The 21,932-nt window shown below is 49.5% G+C and carries 21 protein-coding genes and 1 pseudogene; 11 read left to right on the forward strand and 11 right to left on the reverse strand.

The genetic code is table 11. The annotated features are described in order from the left end of the window. Window positions 1–22 precede the first annotated feature (22 nt). Together DTHIO_RS03865 and DTHIO_RS03870 are read right to left on the reverse strand one after the other, a co-directional pair. Window positions 23–484: a type II toxin-antitoxin system YhaV family toxin gene (locus tag DTHIO_RS03865; RefSeq protein ID WP_008869041.1), complete on the reverse strand. Its 462-nt coding sequence runs from the start codon at window positions 482–484 to the stop codon at window positions 23–25. Continuing rightward, on the reverse strand, window positions 484–798 hold the full coding sequence (locus DTHIO_RS03870; RefSeq protein ID WP_008869042.1) for a type II toxin-antitoxin system PrlF family antitoxin: 315 nt from the start codon (window positions 796–798) through the stop codon (window positions 484–486). The genes DTHIO_RS03865 and DTHIO_RS03870 overlap by 1 nt, the downstream gene beginning before the upstream one ends. Before the next feature lie 209 nt (window positions 799–1,007). Here DTHIO_RS03870 and DTHIO_RS19505 point away from each other — a divergent pair, with 209 nt between their 5' ends. Both DTHIO_RS19505 and DTHIO_RS03880 read left to right on the forward strand, forming a co-directional pair. Next, window positions 1,008–4,535, forward strand: a complete 3,528-nt coding sequence (locus DTHIO_RS19505; RefSeq protein ID WP_008869043.1) for a response regulator — start codon at window positions 1,008–1,010, stop codon at window positions 4,533–4,535. A gap of 1,354 nt (window positions 4,536–5,889) precedes the next feature. Next, window positions 5,890–6,750, forward strand: coding sequence for a hypothetical protein (locus DTHIO_RS03880; protein ID WP_008869044.1), 861 nt, complete (start codon window positions 5,890–5,892; stop codon window positions 6,748–6,750). 348 nt (window positions 6,751–7,098) lie between these two features. Here the strand turns inward: DTHIO_RS03880 and DTHIO_RS03885 are convergent, their stop codons facing one another. After that, window positions 7,099–7,539 (reverse strand): universal stress protein, encoded by a 441-nt coding sequence (locus tag DTHIO_RS03885; protein WP_008869045.1) that lies wholly within the window; start codon window positions 7,537–7,539, stop codon window positions 7,099–7,101. Between the two features lie 938 nt (window positions 7,540–8,477). Here DTHIO_RS03885 and DTHIO_RS03890 point away from each other — a divergent pair. Continuing rightward, window positions 8,478–8,885 carry a DUF2177 family protein gene (locus DTHIO_RS03890; RefSeq protein ID WP_008869047.1) on the forward strand — a complete coding sequence of 136 codons (408 nt, stop codon included), beginning with the start codon at window positions 8,478–8,480 and terminating at the stop codon, window positions 8,883–8,885. Here the strand turns inward: DTHIO_RS03890 and DTHIO_RS03895 are convergent. After that, complete coding sequence (locus DTHIO_RS03895; protein WP_161598630.1) at window positions 8,882–9,904, reverse strand: prenyltransferase; 1,023 nt, start codon at window positions 9,902–9,904, stop codon at window positions 8,882–8,884. The two genes, DTHIO_RS03890 and DTHIO_RS03895, sit on opposite strands and share 4 nt — an antisense overlap. Before the next feature lie 112 nt (window positions 9,905–10,016). Between DTHIO_RS03895 and DTHIO_RS03900 the strand changes: the two genes are divergently transcribed. The 3 genes from DTHIO_RS03900 to DTHIO_RS03910 are packed head-to-tail and all read left to right on the forward strand — an operon-like array spanning window position 10,017 to window position 14,147. Further along, window positions 10,017–10,826, forward strand: a complete 810-nt coding sequence (locus tag DTHIO_RS03900; protein WP_040417939.1) for a DUF1295 domain-containing protein — start codon at window positions 10,017–10,019, stop codon at window positions 10,824–10,826. Continuing rightward, on the forward strand, window positions 10,813–12,099 hold the full coding sequence (locus tag DTHIO_RS03905) for an NAD(P)/FAD-dependent oxidoreductase (RefSeq protein ID WP_008869050.1): 1,287 nt from the start codon (window positions 10,813–10,815) through the stop codon (window positions 12,097–12,099). The genes DTHIO_RS03900 and DTHIO_RS03905 overlap by 14 nt, the downstream gene beginning before the upstream one ends. Continuing rightward, the gene (locus DTHIO_RS03910) at window positions 12,096–14,147 is read left to right on the forward strand and encodes a DUF1365 family protein (RefSeq protein WP_008869051.1); all 2,052 of its coding nucleotides are present in this window, start codon (window positions 12,096–12,098) and stop codon (window positions 14,145–14,147) included. The genes DTHIO_RS03905 and DTHIO_RS03910 overlap by 4 nt, the downstream gene beginning before the upstream one ends. 254 nt (window positions 14,148–14,401) lie before the next feature. Here the strand turns inward: DTHIO_RS03910 and DTHIO_RS03915 are convergent, their stop codons facing one another. The 4 genes and pseudogenes from DTHIO_RS03915 to DTHIO_RS03925 all read right to left on the reverse strand — a co-directional run bounded on the left by DTHIO_RS03915 (window position 14,402) and on the right by DTHIO_RS03925 (window position 16,951). After that, on the reverse strand, window positions 14,402–15,178 hold the full coding sequence (locus DTHIO_RS03915; protein WP_008869052.1) for a TIGR04282 family arsenosugar biosynthesis glycosyltransferase: 777 nt from the start codon (window positions 15,176–15,178) through the stop codon (window positions 14,402–14,404). Window positions 15,179–15,355: 177 nt separating this feature from the next. Continuing rightward, the gene (locus DTHIO_RS03920; RefSeq protein WP_144311434.1) at window positions 15,356–16,156 is read right to left on the reverse strand and encodes an ATP-binding protein; all 801 of its coding nucleotides are present in this window, start codon (window positions 16,154–16,156) and stop codon (window positions 15,356–15,358) included. A gap of 36 nt (window positions 16,157–16,192) precedes the next feature. Further along, window positions 16,193–16,384 (reverse strand): annotated as a pseudogene (locus tag DTHIO_RS22880) (ATP-binding protein); the annotation flags it as partial. Between the two features lie 291 nt (window positions 16,385–16,675). Then, window positions 16,676–16,951, reverse strand: coding sequence for an AAA family ATPase (locus tag DTHIO_RS03925; RefSeq protein WP_144311435.1), 276 nt, complete (start codon window positions 16,949–16,951; stop codon window positions 16,676–16,678). Window positions 16,952–17,200: 249 nt separating this feature from the next. On the opposite strand from DTHIO_RS03925, the gene DTHIO_RS03930 reads away from it, so the two are divergent. Then, on the forward strand, window positions 17,201–17,431 hold the full coding sequence (locus tag DTHIO_RS03930; RefSeq protein ID WP_008869056.1) for a ribbon-helix-helix domain-containing protein: 231 nt from the start codon (window positions 17,201–17,203) through the stop codon (window positions 17,429–17,431). A gap of 26 nt (window positions 17,432–17,457) precedes the next feature. On the opposite strand, the gene DTHIO_RS03935 is transcribed toward DTHIO_RS03930, so the two are convergent. Beyond that, a complete protein-coding gene (locus tag DTHIO_RS03935; RefSeq protein WP_008869057.1) occupies window positions 17,458–17,892 on the reverse strand; it encodes a GGDEF domain-containing protein in 435 nt (144 codons plus the stop codon). Window positions 17,893–18,360: 468 nt separating this feature from the next. On the opposite strand from DTHIO_RS03935, the gene DTHIO_RS03940 reads away from it, so the two are divergent. Together DTHIO_RS03940 and DTHIO_RS20330 are read left to right on the forward strand one after the other, a co-directional pair. After that, a complete protein-coding gene (locus tag DTHIO_RS03940) occupies window positions 18,361–18,639 on the forward strand; it encodes a type II toxin-antitoxin system RelE/ParE family toxin (protein WP_008869058.1) in 279 nt (92 codons plus the stop codon). Between the two features lie 12 nt (window positions 18,640–18,651). Beyond that, window positions 18,652–18,963 (forward strand): HigA family addiction module antitoxin, encoded by a 312-nt coding sequence (locus DTHIO_RS20330; protein WP_008869059.1) that lies wholly within the window; start codon window positions 18,652–18,654, stop codon window positions 18,961–18,963. Between the two features lie 432 nt (window positions 18,964–19,395). Here the strand turns inward: DTHIO_RS20330 and DTHIO_RS03945 are convergent, their stop codons facing one another. Together DTHIO_RS03945 and DTHIO_RS03950 are read right to left on the reverse strand one after the other, a co-directional pair. Beyond that, window positions 19,396–20,169 carry a sulfite exporter TauE/SafE family protein gene (locus DTHIO_RS03945; RefSeq protein WP_008869060.1) on the reverse strand — a complete coding sequence of 258 codons (774 nt, stop codon included), beginning with the start codon at window positions 20,167–20,169 and terminating at the stop codon, window positions 19,396–19,398. Window positions 20,170–20,610: 441 nt separating this feature from the next. After that, window positions 20,611–20,856, reverse strand: coding sequence for a hypothetical protein (locus DTHIO_RS03950; protein ID WP_008869061.1), 246 nt, complete (start codon window positions 20,854–20,856; stop codon window positions 20,611–20,613). A gap of 268 nt (window positions 20,857–21,124) precedes the next feature. Here DTHIO_RS03950 and DTHIO_RS03955 point away from each other — a divergent pair, with 268 nt between their 5' ends. Then, window positions 21,125–21,397, forward strand: coding sequence for a Smr/MutS family protein (locus DTHIO_RS03955; RefSeq protein ID WP_008869062.1), 273 nt, complete (start codon window positions 21,125–21,127; stop codon window positions 21,395–21,397). A gap of 176 nt (window positions 21,398–21,573) precedes the next feature. Further along, on the forward strand, window positions 21,574–21,843 hold the full coding sequence (locus DTHIO_RS03960; protein ID WP_008869063.1) for a hypothetical protein: 270 nt from the start codon (window positions 21,574–21,576) through the stop codon (window positions 21,841–21,843). Window positions 21,844–21,932 lie beyond the last annotated feature (89 nt).

Consider the following 21,932-nt stretch of genomic DNA (forward strand, 5'->3'; position numbering starts at 1 on the left):
TTGAAAGAGTCCCTGCCAGCAGTCATAACCTTTCTATCTTGTACTCGGAGCTGGCTTCATTCAGAAGTTGGTCCCAATCATCCGGCGGATTACCCTGGTGCAGCATTTTCTTGAAAACAGTGTATGGATCTTTTTTTCCTTTTGCCTGGCGCAGGGTTTGCTGGTCATTGACCCAGGCATAGATAATGATCTTCGAAGCAGAGTCGTAGCGAAAAAAGAGGCGAAAGCGCCTGCCTACCCTGGCTCTGCACCAGTGCCTGTGATCCTCTCCCAAAGTGTTGCCCTGGCGGTACACGGGATGACCAGGATCGGCAGGTATGGTCCTTAACATCAGCCTTGATAGCGCATGAAACAGCTTGACATTTGCATTGGCCAGCCAGCCTTCAGGGTCGGAAGACCTGGCGCGTTGGCAAGCTGCAAAAAGGCGTTTCAGCTGTTGAACCAGGCAGTCATGAAAGAGCAGCGTCCAGCCATGGCTCTGCATTACAGGTCCACATCTCCAGAGATTTCTTGATCATGGTCTTGATCGTATTCAAGGGCCGTGACCAAGCTCTTGACAAGATCGTCCGGGAGAACTAAAACATGGCGGCCGTGCGCGATGTCCTGTTCCAGCAGATTCAAAAAAGAGGCTACAGCAGGGTCATTGTGCTCATCTTCGGCGCTAATCACGATTTCATTGCCGCGGAGGGTGAAGGCCAGCCTGGACCCTGCATCAATATTCAGAGCCTTACGGATGGCTTTGGGCAGGGTCACCTGGCCCTTGGAAGACATGGTGGCCATTTCTCTAATTGTCGTCATGCTCGTTGCTCCTGTTTCTTGTAAAAGTAAGAATTATTTCTTACCATGTCAATCATAAACATTCTTTCAAACGAAAATCAGCAAACAGTTTTAGACTTATTGAATCAGGAAGTTACATCTTAAGCATATCTGAGCGTTTTAAGTTTCAAAAAAATGCTATAAAGCCAGTGTGCTGTACGAGAACTTTTGACTGTTTAAAGGATCAAATGATGTCTGAAAAAACACTGAACACAATCCTGGTAGTTGACGATACCCAAACCATTCGGCACATTACCAAGAAAACTCTGGAAGCGGACAACTACGTTGTCCTTGCTGCGTCGAACGGCCCTGAGGCTCTGTCAATCGCAGCAGACAAGATTCCTGATTTGATTCTGCTGGACGTGATGATGCCTGACATGGACGGATTTGAGGTCTGCTCCAGGCTCAAGGCCGATATCTGCACCAGAGATATACCGGTGGTCTTCATCACTGCCTCGGGCAATAAAGAACACGAGGTAAAAGGTTTGGACCTGGGCGCCGAGGACTTTGTCCACAAACCCTTCCACGAGGGAGTCCTTCTAGCGCGGGTGGGGCAGATACTGCGCAGGCTGCAGGCAGAGGAACAGTTGCGCACAAGCAGGGAGAGCCATCGCATGCTCCTGGACAGTATTGAAACCCAGGTCTGGCATCTAACCGACGAACATACTTACGGGGCGGTTAACAGGGCGCACGCGGATTTTTTTGGTTTCTCCCCGAGTGAGATCGCCAATAGAGACATTGACCAGTTCCTGCCGGAAGGTATGGTTGCTGCCATTCGCAAAGGCAACCGGGAAGTCTTTTCCAGAAAAGAGCAGATTCACATTGAAGAATGGGTTTCCAATGCATCTGGCGAGCCTAGACTGTTGTCGATTACCAAAACACCCAAGATTGATGAACAGGGCAATGTTGATTACGTAGTCTGCTCTGCCGAAGACATGACCGCACAATGGAAAGCGACGGAGAAATTAAAAGTAAGTGAAGAAAAATTAAGCAGTATTTTGAATAATATGAAAGATGTAGTCTGGTCCATTTCCTGGCCTGACTTAAGGCACCTCTATCTCAGCCCCTCTTCGGAAAAGTTATATGGGATATCTGCACATGAGTTTTATGAAAATCCAACGTTATTCAAAGATGTAACCCATCCAGAAGATCGACACCTTACAAAAAAAGCTGTTGAACAATTATTAGAAGAAGGCGAGGCTGTGCGGGAATGTCGCATAATAAGACCAGATGGCAGCATTGTTTGGATCAACGATACGTCAAAAATGATTTATGATGACAATCAGCAGCCAGCAAGGGTGGACGGAGTAACCCGGGATGTCACGGAACTGGTAAAGGCACGACAGGATTTGATCCAGGCCAAGGAACATGCCGAGGAAGCCACCCGGGCCAAGAGCGATTTTCTAGCCAACATGAGCCATGAAATCCGCACCCCCATGAACGGGGTCATCGGCATGACCGGGCTGCTTCTGGATACGGACCTGGACAGTGAGCAGCAGCATTATGCCCGCACTGTGCGCTCCAGTGCCGAGTCCCTTTTGACCGTGATCAACGACATCCTGGATTTTTCCAAGATAGAGGCCGGACGCTTAGACATTGAAACCGTTGATTTCGACCTGGAGGCCATGCTCAGGGATTTTTCGGGCATGATGGCTGTCAAGGCGGAAGAGAAAGGTCTGGAACTTATCTGTTCCATGGACCCGAACGTACCCTCCATGGTCCGGGGAGATTCGGGCCGGTTGCGTCAGATTCTCATGAACCTGGTGGGCAATGCGGTCAAGTTTACCGAACATGGAGAGGTGGAGATCAGGGTGTCGAAATCAGAGGTCGTAGATCAGAGGTCAGAGGTCAGTGATCAACCGGCGAACCGCCTGTCCCATGAACAGACAGGTATTAAAGATCAATATGGTGACTCCAGGATTGTGGAACTTTGTTTCCAGATCCGGGACACCGGCATAGGCATTCCTCAAGACAAGCAAGACAGTCTTTTCGAAAGCTTTTCCCAGGTTGATGCCTCCACTACCCGCAAATTCGGCGGTACCGGACTGGGACTGGCCATTTCCAGGCAACTGGCCGAGATGATGGGCGGTACAGCAGGCCTGGAAAGTGTAGAGGACCAGGGAAGCACATTCTGGTTTACAGTGCGCCTGGGCGTTCAGGATGAACAGCAGCAGGAAAGGCCAGTTCCGGCCTGCCTGCAGGGGGTTCGCACTCTTATCGTGGACGACAATTCCACCAACCGGGAGATACTCAGGGTTCGCTTCGGCTCCTGGGGTATGCGGCCCGGGGAAGCTGCCAATGGTTCTGCAGCTCTGAGCATGCTGCATCAGGCCAAGGCAGAGAATGACCCCTTTGTGTTGGCTGTCTTAGACATGCAGATGCCGGACATGGACGGAGAAACCCTGGGACGAAATATCAAGGAAGACGGGCAATTAAAGGACACCAGGCTGATCATGATGTCATCGGCAACCGGGCAGACAGGTGATTCCAGGCGTCTGCATGAAACAGGATTCGACAGCATCCTGAATAAACCTGTCCTGCCAAGTGAACTTTATGCCAGCCTGGAAAAGATCCTGGCAAGAACAGGCGCTGCGGACCTGCCTGCAGGGCATACGGAACCAGAGAAAATCCGGCAGGGATATCCGGACTTTTCCGGCACAAAAGCCCGTATCCTGGTAGCCGAAGACAACATGGTCAACCAGCAGGTAGCCCTGGGCATTCTCAAAAAAATGGGCCTGCGTGCCGATGCCGTGGCCAACGGCCAGGAAGCCCTCCACGCACTGGAAAACATTCCCTACGATCTGGTGCTCATGGATGTACAGATGCCGGAAATGGGCGGACTGGAAGCCACCCGGCGGATAAGAAGCATGGAGCATGGGACCCCAGTGAAACCCCTGTCTACGACAGGGAGCCCTTTGGGCTGTTTCACGGGGCAGGCAGGGGGCATGGAGCATGGAGCAGAGGATAAAGGGCAGAGATCAGAGGTCAGAGATCAGAGGCTGGAGAGCGAATCCCAAAATACCTCAGTTCCTGAATCCCTCAATCCCTCAATCCCCCAATTCCTCAATTCCTCAATCCCAGAATTCAGAATTCCAATTATCGCCATGACCGCCGGAGCCATGCAGGAGGACCGGGAACGGTGCATTGAGGCCGGCATGGACGATTATACAGCCAAGCCGGTCAATCCGGATGAGCTGGCCCGGGTGCTGGAGAAGTGGCTTTCAAAAGAAAGAAACCAGAGGACAGAGGACAGGAGTCACAAGTCAGAGGTCAGTGATCAGGGAACAGGCGGCAGACATCAGGCAGAGGGCAGTGGTCAGGGGGAAGAAGAAGGTGATCTCGGGACCGGAGAGGCTGCGGAAACGAAACAGGAACCCTCGAAAGCTTTTGTCTGTACCAGGCCAGTGTTCGACCAGGAGGATTTCTTGACAAGAATTGGACATGATAGTGATATGGCTGAACACATACTGAATATTTACATGGAATCCTTACCTAAAAACATTAAATTACTGAAAAACTTTATTGCACAGGGCCAGAACGAAGAAGCAACCAGACAGGCCCATTCAATAAAAGGCAATTCAGGCAATATCGGGGGGCTGGCCATGGCTGAGATTGCCGGAATGATGGAAGAAGCAGGTCATTGCGGTAAACTCGAGCAGATGAAAGAACTTATGCACGAACTGGAAAGGCAGTTTGATATATGTATGGCGGAAAATTAAAAAAACAATACCGACAAAGGATTAACACAGGCTGCGGGCATGGTCCGTACGTAAGCATTCAGGGGTTGCCAGCAACTCACGTTCAGCACAAGTACTTCTTCCAGGAAAAACATCTAACCATGAAGGACATGTTGAGATGGTTCCTCGACGTTTGATGTGGATTAACTGCTCACAAATGAATATTATTTTATCTCTCGCCCGCCCCAGTTGAATACCTTTCAGGCTTGCTCTACGAGCAATTCAACGGGGTAAACTCGAAGACTTGCCCAGTTAAATACGGCGTAGCCGTAGACTGCAGGTCTATTTAACCGGGCAGGCAGAGTCGCGGAGAAGAGATTTTTTTCATTCCCGCGAGTTGCGGTAATAAAAAAAGTCTTCCGCCCCGGGCGGGGAGCAACTTATCCATAGACCCCGGCTCGGGGGATATGAATATTTATCTCTTCCTCCTGCCTTGCTCCGTGGCTCTAGAGCCGCTTCCCTCCGGGGCGTAGGCCCTATGGGCCGGAGGCGGCCCGGGCGTGAGAAATTTCTTCCAGGATGATTTGCTTGTCACTATTGATGCCGAAAAAGCCGTTGGCAGCATTAAATGCAGAAAATCCCATGAAAAACAAAGAGCAATTGCTGCAGCTGGCGGACGAGGCCCTGTACCAGGCCAAGGAAGCCGGCAGAAACCGGGTTCATTCACAATGAATATACACAAAAAATAGTAACCATTTAAACCTGGAGAATGACTTTTTGCAGGTAAATTATTGACTTGCAAAGCGGCGGGAAGAGAAAACAGGTGGACATAAATACTGGTTCGAGGTAATATTAACCTTGTTTTGTAGACTGTCTTCAACCGTAACCATTCAGGGTGCCGCAATCACGCCTCTGGCGTGACTGGGGACAGTCCCCGCGACACCTTTCCTGCACAATTAAATTATGACAAACGCTAAGGGATTAGAAAAATACTGATATACCGCCATAGTGATGCTTTGCCCGCAACAATGAAGAGAAGAGTTTTTTGACAGGATGAACAGGATTAAGAGATGGATTAAGAGAAAATTTTTTTGTCCTGGCCGGAAGCCAGGCCAAAAGGTAATCACTCCATCTATGCCTGCCACGCGTCTTTAGCGTGGTTAATCCTGTCTAAAGATTCTTGTTTTTTGTAAAAGGCTTTCAACGGTTAAGTCACTGACAGTAACGGTATATTGGTATTTTGAACATCCCTAAGTTGTGTGAACCTTCAAAGATAGCACTTAGCGGGGACAGTCCCCAGACCTTGTGTTAACTTCGCGCCTTCAGGCTTCATGGTTAACAACTTTTCTCAATCATCAAAGCCAGTCCCCTGGCAACACAGTTAAAAGGATGATGTATGGAAATAAGCGTAAGCCTTATAAGGCAACTGGACCAGGTAGATCCTGATCTGCGCAATATACTTTTTGCCATACTGGAAGAATTTGAACGACAGAGCAAGGAACGGGTGACCAAGGACGAATTCAGGGAACTCAGGCAGACAGTGCACGAGCTTGCCCAGGCCCAGGCCAGGACCGAAGCCAGAATAGATGAACTTGCCCAGGCTCAAGCCAAGACTGAAGCAAGGCTGGATTCACTCGTGCAGAGGGTGGATGAGCTTGCTCAGGCCCAGGCCAGGACCGAAGCCAGGCTGGACTCTCTGGTCCAACGAGTGGATGAGCTTGCTCAGGCCCAGGCCAAGACCGAAGCCAGAATAGATGAACTTGCCCAGGCCCAGGCCAAGACTGAAGCTGAAGTGCGAAAACTGGCCATGAGTCACCGGGAGTTGAAAACCCAGGTGGCAGGATTGTCCGATTCAGTAGGCTACGGCCTGGAAGATCGCCTGATGCCCTATATCCCGGAATATGCCCGCCTGGAATTCGGCCTGGAAGTGGAGTCCCTGGATCGGAAAAACGTGATCTACCCCGATGGCAGGTACGATGAGGTTAATATTCTGGCCAGGGGAAGCTTGAACGGAGAAACCGCCTGTCTGGTGGGAGAATGCAAGGCCAAACCCGGCAAAAAGGATGCAGACCGTTTCGCATCCCTGCTTGAACGTTTGTCCACTGTGCTGGAGGGCAGGCTGATACCTGTACTCATAGGCTATACCTTTGCCCCTGAAGTGGAGAGGCACGTGTCCAGGAAGCACCCCCACATACGCCTGGTCAAAACCTACGCCCTGGAAATGCGTGCCCGTGGCGACAGAAAAGCTTCGGTCTGAACCTTGTGGATGCACTGCCCGGCATGGTCATCCGTACAATACCGGGCAGTGCGCCTTTAAGCAACTACAAAATGAATGCCCCTGAAAGTTTACCATCTCGACGTTCCAGGGGAACCGGCCAGGGGACAGTCCCCGCGACACCTCTACTGCACAAAATAACCTGACAAACGCGAAATTGTGTGAACCTGCTCAGTTAGTGCTTAGCGGGGGACAGTCCCCAGGCCTGGTGCCAGGGACTAAAACTGAGTACCCCCTGAATGCTTACGTGTTTGAGATCCCAGGGCAGATGATTATACAGTCTGTCACCGCAGGTTCATAAATTTTTTCGGCAGTCGTGACTGCTCCTCACTACTGCGGCCTGATAGTCATTACTGGAACTTGTGAAGTCTTAACAACTTTTTCAGCTATTGATCCGAACAACAACCTGTCCACTCCCTTTCGCCCGTGGGTACCCATTACGATCAAGTCTACATTTTCATCCTTGGCATACCTCAAAATCTCTTCATCTGCATGCCCGCTCAACACCTTTGCTGTCACCTTGTCCGTGCTGAATTGCTCCTGGACAAGAGCATCAATCTTCTTTTCTGCTTCTCCCAGAACTTCTCCGTGAATCTCCTGAAGAGAGGGAGGGGCTACATTAAAGCTGGCATAATGGTCCAGACGCTGGACCACAAAAATCACGTGAACATCAGCGTCCATTTTTTTGGCCAGAGTGTCTGCGTACTCAACAACTTTGGGGGTCATTTCTGAAAAATCAACAGCGCATAATATCTTCTTTATTTCAGCCATAACTACCTCCTGTTTTGAGTTTCATGTCACGAAACACCAATACCACCGGCACAATTATCCATATTTTTCAGATGCACATGCATAACCAAAAAAATCAGCCTTTTAAACAGCTTTACAGCTCATGATTTTCCAGTTTTTTCCTTACATATTTCTTTTACGCGGGCCAAGCTGAATAAATTGCAGAACGTGTAAAAAAGTCTTTTTTCACGCGCATCTGTTCATCTGCTATCAAAAAATAATGTTGTATTTGTTTGCTTTAACAGATAGATAATTTTATTTGCTATCAAAATACCAATAAACATCTTTTATGCTGCGGCAAGGGCTGGTATTCTCCTGATTTCTTTTTTAAAAAAATCTCAAGAAATATGCCTGCACCGGAACTTTCCTGCCTTCTGTTTATAGTCAGGTTGAGGAAAGGGGGCAGAATACCGCGATGGAAAGTGTGGTCACTGAGCAGGCCGGAAATCTATTGTTGTGACTTGCGTCAAAATACAGTAACCTGGAGGCCTTGGCAAGCTTCCCGGATTTAAAAAAATCTGATGCTTAAGGACAAAGCAAAGCCTGACAACCTTTAAAAAATCTGAAAGGATGAACAGTTACCATGTGCTCAAATAAAAAACCCGACTTGAAAGACTTTCTGGACAACTTGAAAAAACCCATGCCCTTATCCCGGAAGGCCGGCCTCTACTTTCGCAATAACCTGCTGAAAATCAGAAAATTACAGTCCTGCTGCGGCAATCACGGAGAACCCGGGTGCTGAGCTGGAGACAAGCCAGCCGGTCCGGCTGAATAAGTGTAACCTCTTGAAAACTCTGTCTCATCCGCTATTAACAAAACAATGATCCTTATTATCGCTAAAGCGAAACTTATAAAATACACTATGGTATCTCAATAAATAAGTTTCGCTGCAGGGTTATTGACCTCCGGGGAAATACTCTATGAACCTTTATTTTTATATCAAGCTCTACCTGATAACTGTACCTTTCTTTTTTGCTGTAGACCTGATCTGGCTTGGCCTGGTGGCCAGAAATTTTTACCAGAAACACCTGGGATTCATTCTCAGTCCGGAGGTCAACTGGGCTGCGGCTATTACCTTTTACCTCATCTACATAGCGGGCATCATTTTCTTTGCCGTGATCCCGGCCCTGGAGAGGGACTCCCTGGCAACCGCCCTGATCTGGGGAGGGCTTTTCGGATTCTTTACCTATGCCACCTACGACCTGACCAACATGGCCCTGATAAAAGGCTGGCCCCTCAGGGTTGTCGTGGTGGACATAGCCTGGGGGGCTGTTTTGTGCGCTGTTGTCGCTGCACTGAGCTTCAAGGCCGCTGGATGGATAAGTTAACTTATAAACAGGGCCATGGACACCCCGGCCATGGGCAACAGACTGAAACTCACACTGGAAGCCACAAAAACCGAAAGTCCCAGGCTGCCCGGCTTTTGATCCAGCAGCAAGACTCCTGAAAACCACAAACCCAGGCAGAGCAAGGCAATCAGATACATGCCAGTGTAGCCAAGACCGTGAAGCATAAACAGGGCAAGAAGAAAAAAAGCACCGGCATTAAGGGCCAGAATAAGCCTCTGATTGAGCCGTCCCCCCAAAAGGACTGAACTGCTTTTTTTCAGGCTCAGTCGATCCGAAGGCTCATCTGGAAGAGAGGTGCTCATGGCACAGGACAGTGCCAGAAGAAGCATCAATCCCATGTAAGGCCAGTAGATCCCGCTCAGGCTTCCATGCTGCGCCAGATATCCGAGCATGGGCAGCACCCCGCCTACTCCAAGCATCTGCAGCAATTCTCCCCCTCCACGGTAAGAAAGGCGAAAGGGTTTGAAACTGTAGGCCCATAAAAGAACCAGGCCTAGAAGAACCAGAAGCAGCGGTCCCCACCCTGACGAAAACCATGCAAGCAACACCCCTGCAAGTAGACAAAGCAGGGCGCTAACACCAGCTGCAGAAAAAAGGCTTCTGGAAGACAGGCAATCATCTGCCAGGACCCTGGAACCCCCGGAAAAAATTGTATATGTCGAATTAAGCCTGTCTGTATCCTCATCAGCGACATCATTGGCAAAGACAATAAAAAGCTGCATGGCCAATCCGTACAGGTGGCAGAACAAAAAAACCGACCAGGAAAAAGCCCCCTGGGTGAAAGCCATAGCCTGCCCCATGAGCAGGGGCAGAAAAATGTACACCTGTGAAGGCATCCTGGCCGCCTGAAACCATGCGGACCATGTACTGTTTCTTGAAAAATTAAAACAGCCTGCCTGCCCTTCTTTGACATGCTTAAATGAAGATTCCGGAAAAAACCTTTTGATTATAGATATCATTCCGATATTGTAGGTGGTGCCGGCTGCATAATCAAGCAAAACGGTCCAGTCTTTTTTTGAGTTTTCAAAACCTGGAACACATTTCTTGACAATCAAAGCAATGTATAACAATTTTAATATTCGTATAAACACCTGTACTGACTTGAACACCATGCCTTTACACACCATTATTCTGCTCAACCTGGCGGCTGTCATGCTGCTTATGCTGGCGGCCTGGATCTTATCCCTCGCCCGGGACAAGGCCTGTGTGGCTGATTCCTTCTGGGGGGCGGGCTTTGTGCTCATTGCCTGGCTGACCTGGTTCATGGGGCCGGAAACTTTCAGGAGTCTCCTTGTGGCCCTGCTCATCAGCATCTGGGGGATTCGACTCATTTTACATATTACCCGGCGTAACTGGGGACAGCCTGAAGACAGGCGATACCAGGCCATGCGGGATTACCACGGAGAAAGTTTCCGGTGGATAAGCCTGTTCAAGGTGTTCATGCTGCAGGGGAGCTTGTTGTGGATTATCGCCCTGGCTCCCCAGGTGGCCCAGGCGTCCCCACGCCCCGGTGAACTTGTCTGGCTGGACTTTCTGGGAATTTTCATCTGGGCCCTGGGCATGCTGTTCGAAGTTGTGGGTGATTACCAGATGTCACAGTTCAAAAAGGATCCCTCCAACAGGGGCAGGGTCATGGACAGGGGACTCTGGGGATGGACCCGCCACCCCAACTATTTCGGGGAGTGCCTGGTCTGGTGGGGCATATTCTGTATAGCCCTTTCGGTACCTGGAGGATGGATGACCATTATCAGCCCCTTACTCATAACCTTCCTCCTGGTCAGAGTTTCAGGGGTGGCCATGCTGGAGAAGGACATGGGTTCAAGACGCCCGGAATACGAAAACTACAAGAAAAGAGTCAGTGCATTCGTGCCCTGGTTTCCCCTTAAAAATAAAGAAGCAGGAGATCATGAACAGCCATAACCAACTTTCCGGTGCAGGCAGCCTCAAAATCGCCGTAATCGGGGGCGGAGCAGCCGGCATGGCGGCATCCTATTACCTGGGCCGCAGGCACAGGGTGGACCTCTTCGAGGCTGAGCAGATCCTGGGAGGCCACGTGCAGACGGTCATGGCCCCGGACGGTGATGAGCAAAAGATCCCGGTAGATATGGGCTTTATCGTCTTCAACGATACCAATTACCCCCGCTTTATCCGCTTTCTGCAGGACCTGCAGGTACAATCCGCACCCACGGACATGTCCTTTTCCTACAGTGAATCCCATACAGGGTTCGCCTACAGCGGCAGCACACTGTCCGGTCTTTTTGCCCGCAGGGCCAATATCATTGACCCCCGTTTCTGGAGGATGCTTTTTGCAATACGCAGTTTCTGCAGAAATGTCACCAGGGACCTGCAGGAAGGAAAGCTCACAGGGGGCACCCTGGGCGGATATGTCCGCGACAACAGATACCCAGAAATCCTTATGAGCCGCTACCTGGCCCCCATGGTCCGGGCCATCTGGTCCGCCGAGAGCAGCGGCCCCGAGGAATTTCCCCTGGAACGCTTCGCGCAGTTCTTTTTCAATCACGGCCTGCTCAGCTTCAGCGGGGGACCTGTATGGCGATATATCCCCGGGGGCAGTCACACTTATGTCCAGGCCTTTGAAAAATCCTTTACCGGCTCCATTTACACCTCCTCGCCCGTACAGGCTGTATTCCGGGAAAGCACAGGTCCGGTGCTGCAGGTGCAGGGGCAAAAAATGGAGTATGATGCACTTGTCCTGGCCTGTCACGCAGACACTGCACTGCAGCTTCTCCAGGACCCGGACCCTGGAGAAACAGCATGCCTGAGTCCCTGGAGATACGCTGCAAATGACGTATTCATGCACACGGACGACTCTTTTTTGCCCCACAATACCAGGGCCTGGGCCTGCTGGAACGTCATTTCCCACTCCGGAGACACCCAGGAAAGGGTGAATGTGCATTACTGGATGAACAGGCTGCAGCGCTTCCAGGCCCAGAAAAACCACGTGGTCACTCTGAACCCCCGCCGGCCGGTGCCAGCTGAAAAAACATCCAGGCACCTTAAAATGATGCACCCCCAGTTTACCCGGGACGCCTTAGATGCCCAGGCCCGTTTTGGCCAGCTGCAGGGTGTGCGGGGCACCTATTTTTGCGGCAGCTACCATGGTAACGGTTTCCACGAAGATGCTGCCGCGTCCGGGATGCGGGTGGCTGAACTGCTGGGAGCCGAAGTATGAACTCCAGGGTTGTGCCTGTAAGCATTTCCCATGAAAGGTTTGGGCACAAGAGCCACCGGTTTGAATACAGGTTTATGGTCCTGCTGCTGGACCTGGACGAACTCAAGAGATTAGACGAAAATACAAGACTTTTCGGGTTCAACCGCTACAGACCGGCCTGTATATTCCAGAAGGACTACCTCACCCCCGGCCCAGAAAGCATCCGGGACAAACTTGGAAACCTTCTTCAGTCATATAAGTTCATGACCCTGGATCAAGACTCCAGGGTTCTGCTTCTCACCTGCCCCAGGATCTTCGGACGGGTTTTCAATCCGGTGAGCTTTTACTTTATCTTCAGCCCGGCAGGGAAACTGCAGTTAACATTAGCGGAGGTCAACAACACATTCGGAGACAAACATGTATACATCCTGGAGAAATCAGGCCGGTCCCCGGGGTTTCCGGTACAATTCAAGACACCGAAAAAATTTCATGTATCGCCTTTTTTCGACATCTCGGGGCAGTACCTGTTCAGCTTCAGTGATGTCCGCAAAGAAATAGATATAGCCATCACCCTTGAAAAAAATCACCGGCCTGCCCTGGAGGCCAGGATGTGGCAGGCGGCCCGGCCAGGGGAACTGACCGACGGCAATCTTTTAAGCACCTGGATATTTCATCCCCTGGCTTCCAACATGACCTATCCCCGCATCCTGCGCCAGGCCGTCAGCCTTTATTACGGCAAAGGCCTGCCTGTATTCACCAGGCCAGAGCCGGAAAACCCCCTGACCATCAGGACCATGCAGCAAAAATCAACCATTTTAGACCTTATTGCCAGGAGACTTGTGCTGGCGAACCTGAAAAAATTCCGCAAGGGACGCCTTGAAATCCAGATGCCAGACAAAACTGTGCACGTATTCGGAGAGGTTGAGCCAGGTCCCTCGTGCCGCATGAACATTCATGACCCCCGATTTTTCCGGAAAGTCATCAAAGGCGAGGACGTCGGCCTTGGTGAAGCCTATACCATGGGCATGTGGGATACCGACAACCTCACCAGGCTCATGGAACTGCTCATTATGAACATGGGCCACCTGTCCTACATGGAGAACTGGGGGGCCGCCGGGAGGATGCTGCACAAAATGCTGGTGCCGGCCAGAAAGATGATTCCTGACAATGACCCCCGGGGATGCAGACAAAATATCCAGGCCCACTACGACCTGTCCAACGATTTTTTTGCCGGTTTTCTGGACCCGGGCATGACCTATTCCTGCGCTGTATTCGAAAACCTGCAGGAACTGCGGCAAACAGGTCAACCAGTTTCCCAGAGCCGACTGCAGCAGGCCCAGGAGCGTAAGTACTCCATGGTGGCCCGGGCAGCCGGCATCAAGCCGGGACAGAGTATCGTGGAGATCGGGTGCGGCTGGGGTGGATTCGCCCTCTTTGCCGCCCGTGAATTCGACTGCCAGGTAAAGGCAGTGACCATATCCAGGGAACAGTACAATTATGTGCAGCAACAGGTTATCAACCAGGGACTGCAGGACAGAATAGAAGTAGCCATGGAGGATTACCGCCATATACAAGGGCGCTTTGACGCCCTGGTATCCATTGAAATGCTGGAGGCTGTGGGGCACAAATACCATCCCCGCTTCTTCCAAAGCGTGGACCGCCTGCTAAGACCCGGGGCAAAAGCCTGCATTCAGAGCATTACCATCCCGGATCAGCGCTATAACACCTACCGTAAAACCCAGGACTGGATAAGCACCTATATCTTTCCCGGGGGACTGCTGCCGTCCCTGGACAGGATAAGCAGCGTCCTGGCCCGGCACACCACCCTGGTTATAGCCCAGGTTACGGATATAGGTCCTCACTATGCACCCACCCTGGCTGCATGGAGGGAAAAGTTCCTGCAGAACTGGCAGGAAATCAAGAGCCTGTCCCAGTGCTTTGATGAAGATTTCCGCAGAACATGGGAATATTACTTCTGCATGTGCGAGGCATCATTTGAGCAGCGCCATATCCGCGATCTGCAGATCGTCCTGGACCGGCCCAGGTACTCACCCGGGAGAATGCGGTGATAAACCAGGAAAAATTGATGCAGACAGCTTTGCTTCCGTACTGGTGAAGATTCACCATAATACCGTGAGCGGCAAAGCCGCCCGCTCGCCCCGTGAAACAGACTTTTGTCTCCGCGTAGCGGGTTTCACCGGGGTGAGCAACGAAGTTGCCCGTGCCAAAAAAATCTTCTCCGGCACGGGAAGCCTTCAGCTTCACACGGGTGCTCCGCACACACAGTTTTTAAGAATAAGTCCTGGAAGGGTTTGCCTGCCTGTCACTCAGGATGCTTTGCATGCTTCCTGCTCCCCTGAAGGACTACTTTCTTCCTGTCCTCTACAGCTTCAAACTCCCGGGAATCGGCCTGACTACAATCCATACAGGCCAGATAAGCCTGGACAGCCTGATCCCAGGAGAGATAACTATTGGGTTCAACTCCCTGCTGACTCCGAAACAGTGCCCTGAAATCTTCCAGGGTATCCACGTCTCTTAATTCAGGCAGAATGTGCGGATTCAGCCCCAGATCCTTCAGCCTGTTCAGGGTGGTCTCCAGCACCCGGGAGGTACTCCAGGGAACATCGCTGAACACACCCGGGAAAAAAACATCCCTGTGCAGACCCAGGAGATAATATCCGCCGTCCAGAGCCGGACCAAGCACAGCTTTGCAGCTCTCAAGACCTTTTTGAGCCTGCTGTAGAGTCTCCCGAAACATTTGGGGCACATCAGTGCCGGCAAGTACTACCCGGTCAAAACCCAGTTCAAAGGACTGCTCAAAGGCAGCCCGCATTTTATCGCCGATATTTCCAGGCCCCTGGATAAAATAGTCATTTTCTTCACCCAGCCATGCCCGGTACTTATCAAGTGTACTGTCTGGGTGACAAAAGAGCAGAATGGGCCAGGACAGTGTCCTGCACGTGGCAAGGGTTGTCTGCACAAAAGAGCGGTAGAGCAAAGCAGCATTGACCTGGCCGATATCTTTGCCCAGCCTGGTCTTGACCCGCCCCGGAGAAGGGTATTTAAGCATAAGGGCCAGGCAGGCCCTGCTGGAATGCATATTCAAGTCCGCCTATGTTTTGCCAATTAAAAAGCCTGTGCGCATGGAAACAATTCCTGGAGACAAATCAAAGGGTTTTGGCAATATACTCCAGGGACTGGACAGCTTTGTGACCAGCCGTGGTTAAAAAGTAGTATTTTTTACGGTCCTGCTGCAATGTAAAGAGTTACAAATTCCTCAAGCAAACTCATTCAGGATATCCAGCTCAAATGGTGATAAAAGGCAAACATCTTTTGCTGAATAATTATTGTAAGGATTGACAAGGTAAAGCCCCTGGCTTTGAGAGTAACTTTCTCTGAACTTGAAGAGCCCCTGAAAATCAGATTCTTTAAGCCGACTTTTATACTTGATTTCTACAGGAACAGGACCGCGGTCGCAGTTCAGAATTAAATCAACTTCCTGTTGGTTTTTTGTTCGCCAGAATTTCAGCCTCTCCGGGTCGAATCCATTTTTTATCAGCTCGGATATTATCACCCCCTCGAATAAAAAGGAGCTGTCCGGCCGCATTTCTGGCGGGTTGAAGTTATTCAGGAAAAAATTTCTTACCCCATTGTCTGAAAAATAAATCTTGGGTGTTTTGACCAGCTCCTTGTTGCGATTGGTAAAAAATGCTGTATGCACTGTAATGACAAAGGTTTCCCGCAGGATTTCCAGATAGTTCTTGGCAGTCTTTTCGCTTATCGAGGCCACTTGAGCCAGTTGACTGTAAAAAATTTCCTGGCCGTGATTTACAGCCAGATGCTGAATTAGTGTTTTGGCGTGTTTGATGCGCTCCCAGGCTAAAAAATCCACCAGATCCTTTTTTACATAAAGATCAAAAATTGAAGCAAGAGCTTCCTTTTTTTCCTGATCCTGAACCTGAGCGACTTCTGGGTAGCCGCCATAGATCATGAACTTTTCAAATTCAGTAAATATCTCAGGAATCAAAGTTTTCAGATTCTTACTTTTCACCCCTGAAATATTGCTGATTTTTTCCATCAGGTCAATTTGATCAGTAAATTCAAGGTATTCCGCAAAGGACAAAGGATATACTTTGACAATTCGCTTACGCCCGGCAAGGCTTTCCTGAACACGCTCGTTGATAGCCAGCGAAGATGAACCAGAAGCAAATACCTTTACATCTGGATTATGATCTGCAAGATTTTTAAGAATCAGGCTTATATCCGAGTACCTTTGAAATTCATCAAGAAAAAGATAAAAACGCTGGTTGTGCTTGGATTGATAACCGTTAAATTTTAGTGACTTACTCTAGATATCCTGTCATAAAAAACAAGAAACTTAGACAGGATTAACAGGATGACAGGATAAGCAATCAGCGGCCGGAAGCCTCAGATTGCATTAACCATCCAGCACTCACTTTCTTCTGGGATTCATGAGAGCCGGAAAAAAGTGAGTGCTGGAGTGATAACCTTTTGGCCTGGCTTCCGGCCAGGACAAAATAATTTTTTTCTTTATCCATCTCTTAATCCTGTTAATCCTGTCAAATAGCTCTTTTCTTTATTGGGTTGCGGGCAAAGCCCGGGTTAGAACATTTAAACAATTTTCATAAGTACTCACTTTTTCATAGTTGGAGTACTCATCAAGGTCTAAAAACAGCTTGGGGCAATCCTGGGGCAGCCTATTGTAAACTTCCCGTAGCAAGGTTGTCTTTCCAACCTGCCTGGCTCCAATAAGCAGCGTGATTTTTCTGTTTTTAGTCTGTTCTTCTAAGCTGGCAAAGATTTTGCGTTTTCTATACATCCTTACTTTTCCTTTTTTGGATTTATATTCCAAAAAAATTTAGACTATTCCGGAGCAAGCGTCAAGAAAGGTAAGCTATAAAGCAAAGGAACACCTCGCGCGGAGTAGGCAATAAACTTGGAATCTTACACTTGGTGGTGGTGACATCCCGTTCGGGAATATGGGCCAGATCCTGAAGTCTAAACAGGAAGTCTCTCTTGCTTGTATTAAAATATGTTTGACAAGGGTTGAGATAGGGGATTATATAGCTATTACTATCCATATTTAACATAGGGATGGAATATGAAGACAGTTCAAATAACCATAGATAAAGAACTGGTCCAGGAAGTGGACCAGATAACCCAACAACTCCGGACAAGTCGCTCCGCCTTCACCAGGAAAGCCCTGCAGGAAGCCCTGGATCGATATAAACGTGAACTTCTGGAACAAAAGCACAGACAGGGCTATGAAAAGCACCCGGTAAACTCTGAGGAATTTCCGGGTTGGGAAGAGGAACAGGTCTGGGTAGATTAGTGAATGTCGAACAATGACCATCCGATTCATCGGTCTTCCGCCATCACCACCCGGTCCCGGCCGGCCTGCTTGCCCCGGTACATAGCCTCATCCGCATACCTGAGGGTTTCTTCGATTCCTCCTTCAACCTGGTACTGAGACACGCCGAAAGTAGCGGTGACCATGATCTGACAGTCCTGGTAACAGACCGAGGATCGGGCCATGATCCCGCGGATTTTTTCGCAGGCTGTAGCAGCGGCTTCAAGCCCGGTTTCGGGCAGCAGCAGGATAAATTCCTCTCCACCCCAACGGCCCACCGCATCAGTCTCCCGCACATTATCCTGCAGCACCTGGGCGAAGGACACCAGCACCTGGTCCCCGCAGTAGTGTCCATAGGTATCGTTGATCTGCTTAGAATTGTCGATATCGACGATGGCCAGGGAAAAACACCCCTTGTCAGGGTCTGGCCTCGCGTCTGACATAATTCACCAAAAAAAGGCTGACAAACTGACTGAATTATCACTATTTCAGTCAGCATATTCATCCATACTTTATCAATCAGAGTCATCATGTATATAGCACAAAGACAGCTGTCCAATTTCACATATGCGGACAGACCGGGCAAAGTCGTGGTCGTCTAAGCCCCGCCAAGCCGGAAAGACAGTCCTTTTGAAAAAATTGCTCGAGTCCATAGAGGATGACATCCTCTTTGTGAACGGGGATGATGTCGTTGAGGACAAAGTCCGCGTTAGTCCGAAGTTATTTACGTTACTTTATTAAAAGACCCCCGGCTATGCCCCGGCAGTCCGGTTCAATAATTTTAAAGGCTGACAAAAGAAAGTTTGAATCGATCAATTCGTGTGCCACTTACATCGGTCATGTCATTTGCTCCTGACCTCTAATGACTTCAAAGGTTGACACATGTAACCAGTGCGGTTACATAGTCCTGTATGATTAAATCCTTTAAGCACAAGGGACTTGAAGTTTTTTATTATTATGGATCAACAAGAGGCATTAGCCCCGAGCATGCAGACAAAATATCCAGAATCCTGGATCGACTGAACGCTGCAAATGACATAATTGATATGAACTTCCCAGGGTCTAACCTGCATAAGCTTTCAGGAAAACTCAAGGGACAGTATTCCGTCCGGGTCTCGGGAAATTGGAGAATATTCTTTAAATTCATAGAGGGCGATGCTTATGTCGTTGACTATGATGATTATCATTAAAAGGTGACTATTATGACGACAATGAAAAGACAGCCATCTCATCCCGGATATATTCTGAAGAAAGATTATCTGGAACCACTGAACATTTCTATAACCGGCATGTCTGAAACGCTGGGTGTATCCAGAAAAACCTTGTCAAAGATATTGAATGGGCGAGGTTCAGTGACTCCTGACATGGCCCTAAGGCTCTCACGAGCCCTCAACACGACACCAAGGTTGTGGCTCAACCTCCAGAATAGCTACGATCTTTGGCATGCAGAACATCTTTCCAGCGCCTGGAAGGATGTACGCCCCTTGACATCACAAGCCCTGAATTCTGTCTGAAAATTATGATGGTTGCCTCACTCTAAGGCGGGCTTTGCCCGCAACCCATTTTTTCTCACGCAAAGGCGTAAAGATCGCCAAGGAAGACAGGATAATTTTTTTTCATTTGTCACTCGTTTCTCGTGACAAATGAAAAGGCAGCCTTGTCCAAAACCGTGTCCCGGTTTTGGACAATACCTCTGCTTCGCCTCTTAAACTTTACGTACTTTGCGGCTTTGCGGTTCAATATTTTCTTGTTTTTCCTGACAGGGTTTCAGAAATAAGTCTCTAATGACTGCTACCCAAGTCAACGGGTATTTTCTTAGGTTGTCCTTCCCAATTATTCTGAAGACCGGTGGAAAAAAACTTGTTTGTTATGGCGGCTTAAAACTCTCTCAGAGCATGTACGTTGCCTGCAATAATCAACACCGAGGACCCTCTGAATGGTTACGATTAAACTACACCCAGGATGAGCAGGATGGAAACAAGCATGAGCATAATGCCTACAATAAGCTGTACTGTCCTGAAGGTGATTTTGGACAATACTCTGCGCCCGATAAAGGCTCCGGCAAAGGCTGCCAGCATGGCCGCAGCAATAAGAGGCAGGTTTTCACGGATTTCGGGACTGTGCACCATACCGGAATAAACGGTGATCCTGGAAACATCCACAAGCACCGCGATAACCACACCGGTTCCCACAAAGGCCTCTTTGTCCAGTCCGGATTTGAGCAGAAAAGCACTGCGAAAAGCCCCCTGGTGTCCGGAAAGGCCCCCGAAAAATCCACTGAGCACTCCTCCCAGGGGCAGATATACAGGAGATATCTGCAGCCGGTTCAGGGGTGAGTATAGCTCCAGCATGGCAAAAAACCCCATCAGGAGTCCAATGACCAGGTTTACCGGGTAAACCTCCATGTGCCTTCCCCAAAGCTCATAACTATAAACCGGCTCCAGGTCCGCCAGAGACAGAAGAAGCCAGGCCCCGGCAAAACCCGCTGCCAGGGCCGGCAGCCCAAAGCGCAGCAGTGTTGCGCTATCTGCTTTGTTGCCTATGAGAAAAAGCTTGAAAAGATTGTTGGCCAGGTGCACCACTGCAGTCATGGCTACAGCAGCCTGAACAGGAAAAAACAGGACAAAGGCCGGTAAAAGAAGGGTGCCCAGGCCGAATCCGGAAAAAAGGGTGAGTCCGGAAACACCCATGGCCACAATACAGATAAGCAGATAATCCAAAGCAGCACTTCCTGTCTGTTTACCAGATAAAAGGGCTGTAATCATTCAGGGGGAGCCAGCAATCGCTACCGAGAATAGACTTGAGGCGTACTCTCCAGCCGTGAATGGCAGAGCCGCCCGCGTGCAACGAAGTTGCCAGCCTGCCCCGTTGAATAGCTCAAAGAGCTAGCCCGCAGGGCATTCAACTGGGGTGCCAAAAAAATCTTCTTAGGCACGGGAAGCCTTCAGGCTTCACACAGGTACTCCGCACACAGGGTTTGGAAGAATAAAGATCCCCAGAAGCATGCCCCGCCCATATCTTTAAACGCAGCCTTGATGTATTCGTTAGAGTTTCTTCAGGCTTTGTGTGCGCAGGTAGCAAATAGTTTTAAGGATATGTGCGGGGGCATTACCCGCGTGGCAGACAGGCAAATTGGCATACCCTGAAGGGTTACAAAGGGCTTATGTTTTCTGTTTTCCAGCATGCATGGCCTGCCAGCGTTCTTCACACACACATTCTTTGGCCGAAGGGCACCAGTCCACGCAGGAGGGCATACGGTCCCTGAAAACCATCTTTTTGCATCTGGGGCATCTTCTTTTAGTTTCGTCGGAGAACATCTCTACTTCATGGCCGCAATCCTGACAAGATATCAGGTCCACCTCCAGGTTGCGGGTACTGCTGCCTGGGCACTGGATTGGATTAGACATTTTCTTCCTCCACGTTTTGCCTGCAGGCTCAATAACTCCAGGAGGGGTTGCCCCGCAAGCTTGCCTATGTTTTTTTCAGCTGCTCAACACAATAATTGCTTTTGCCGGGTTCAGAAGCGAGATGCTGATCTGAAAGTCAATTTCCGCTGATGGTTGCACAAGCCGGGCAAATCGTTCATTGACTTAAGTCAAATAATGAATGAATAATGCAGATAAAGCTGAACAGTTTTTCTGTTTTGACTCAACCAAAACAAAAGGTGATAACAAAATGTCCAGCAGGCGTCTTAGCCTTGATTTGCACCCGATCTTCAACAAGGGTCGCGAGATCGATGCCGCCCTGGAAAACGCCTTTCAGGAAGCCAGGCAGAAAAAAGCCAAAGAACTGGAGATAATCTGCGGAAAAGGAACAGGACAGTTGAAAAAACGAGTCCTGCGCTTTCTGGACCGGGATGACATAAAAAGCACTTACCACCGGATCAACAGGGATAAAGACAACTCGGGCAGGGTATTTGTCTATTTTCGCTGGCAAAGAGGCCAGTAACATGCCTGCAAAACCTGGAGGCATGAATACATCCAGGGCCGGAAGATATCAAGCAGTGATTATCAAGCTATTGACTAAAGGTATTGCCAATAAAAAGATCTGGATTTAATGTATCTGGAGTTTTAACGGCGAAAAAGATTTTCCAGCAACTCGAACAAGAACCAAAGGAGGGCTTTATGGCTACACAGGCTTCTGACATCAAAAATAAACTTCAAGAGATTTATCCCGAGATCGCTCAATACGGAGTGGGGCTTCAGATTGACTACAATTCCGAAAAAAAGGCCTGGGAGGCCACTTTCGAAAAAGACGGCAACACACTTTCAACACACCTGGAAGATACTGATGTAGACAACTGCCTTCTGGGTAAAAAGTGCTACAATTTCGGAATCCAGCTGGGGCAGTTCATCCGCAATTATTGCGAAGGCGGCGAGGCCTGCAAGCTGTAAGCAAACCTCAAAGCAAGGTTAGCTGCCAGGCAGCACAATAAAAAAATCAAATGATTACAGGATGCGCCTGCAACAGTGTTACTTGCAGG

Source organism: Desulfonatronospira thiodismutans ASO3-1, from assembly GCF_000174435.1.
GTDB lineage: Bacteria > Desulfobacterota > Desulfovibrionia > Desulfovibrionales > Desulfonatronovibrionaceae > Desulfonatronospira > Desulfonatronospira thiodismutans.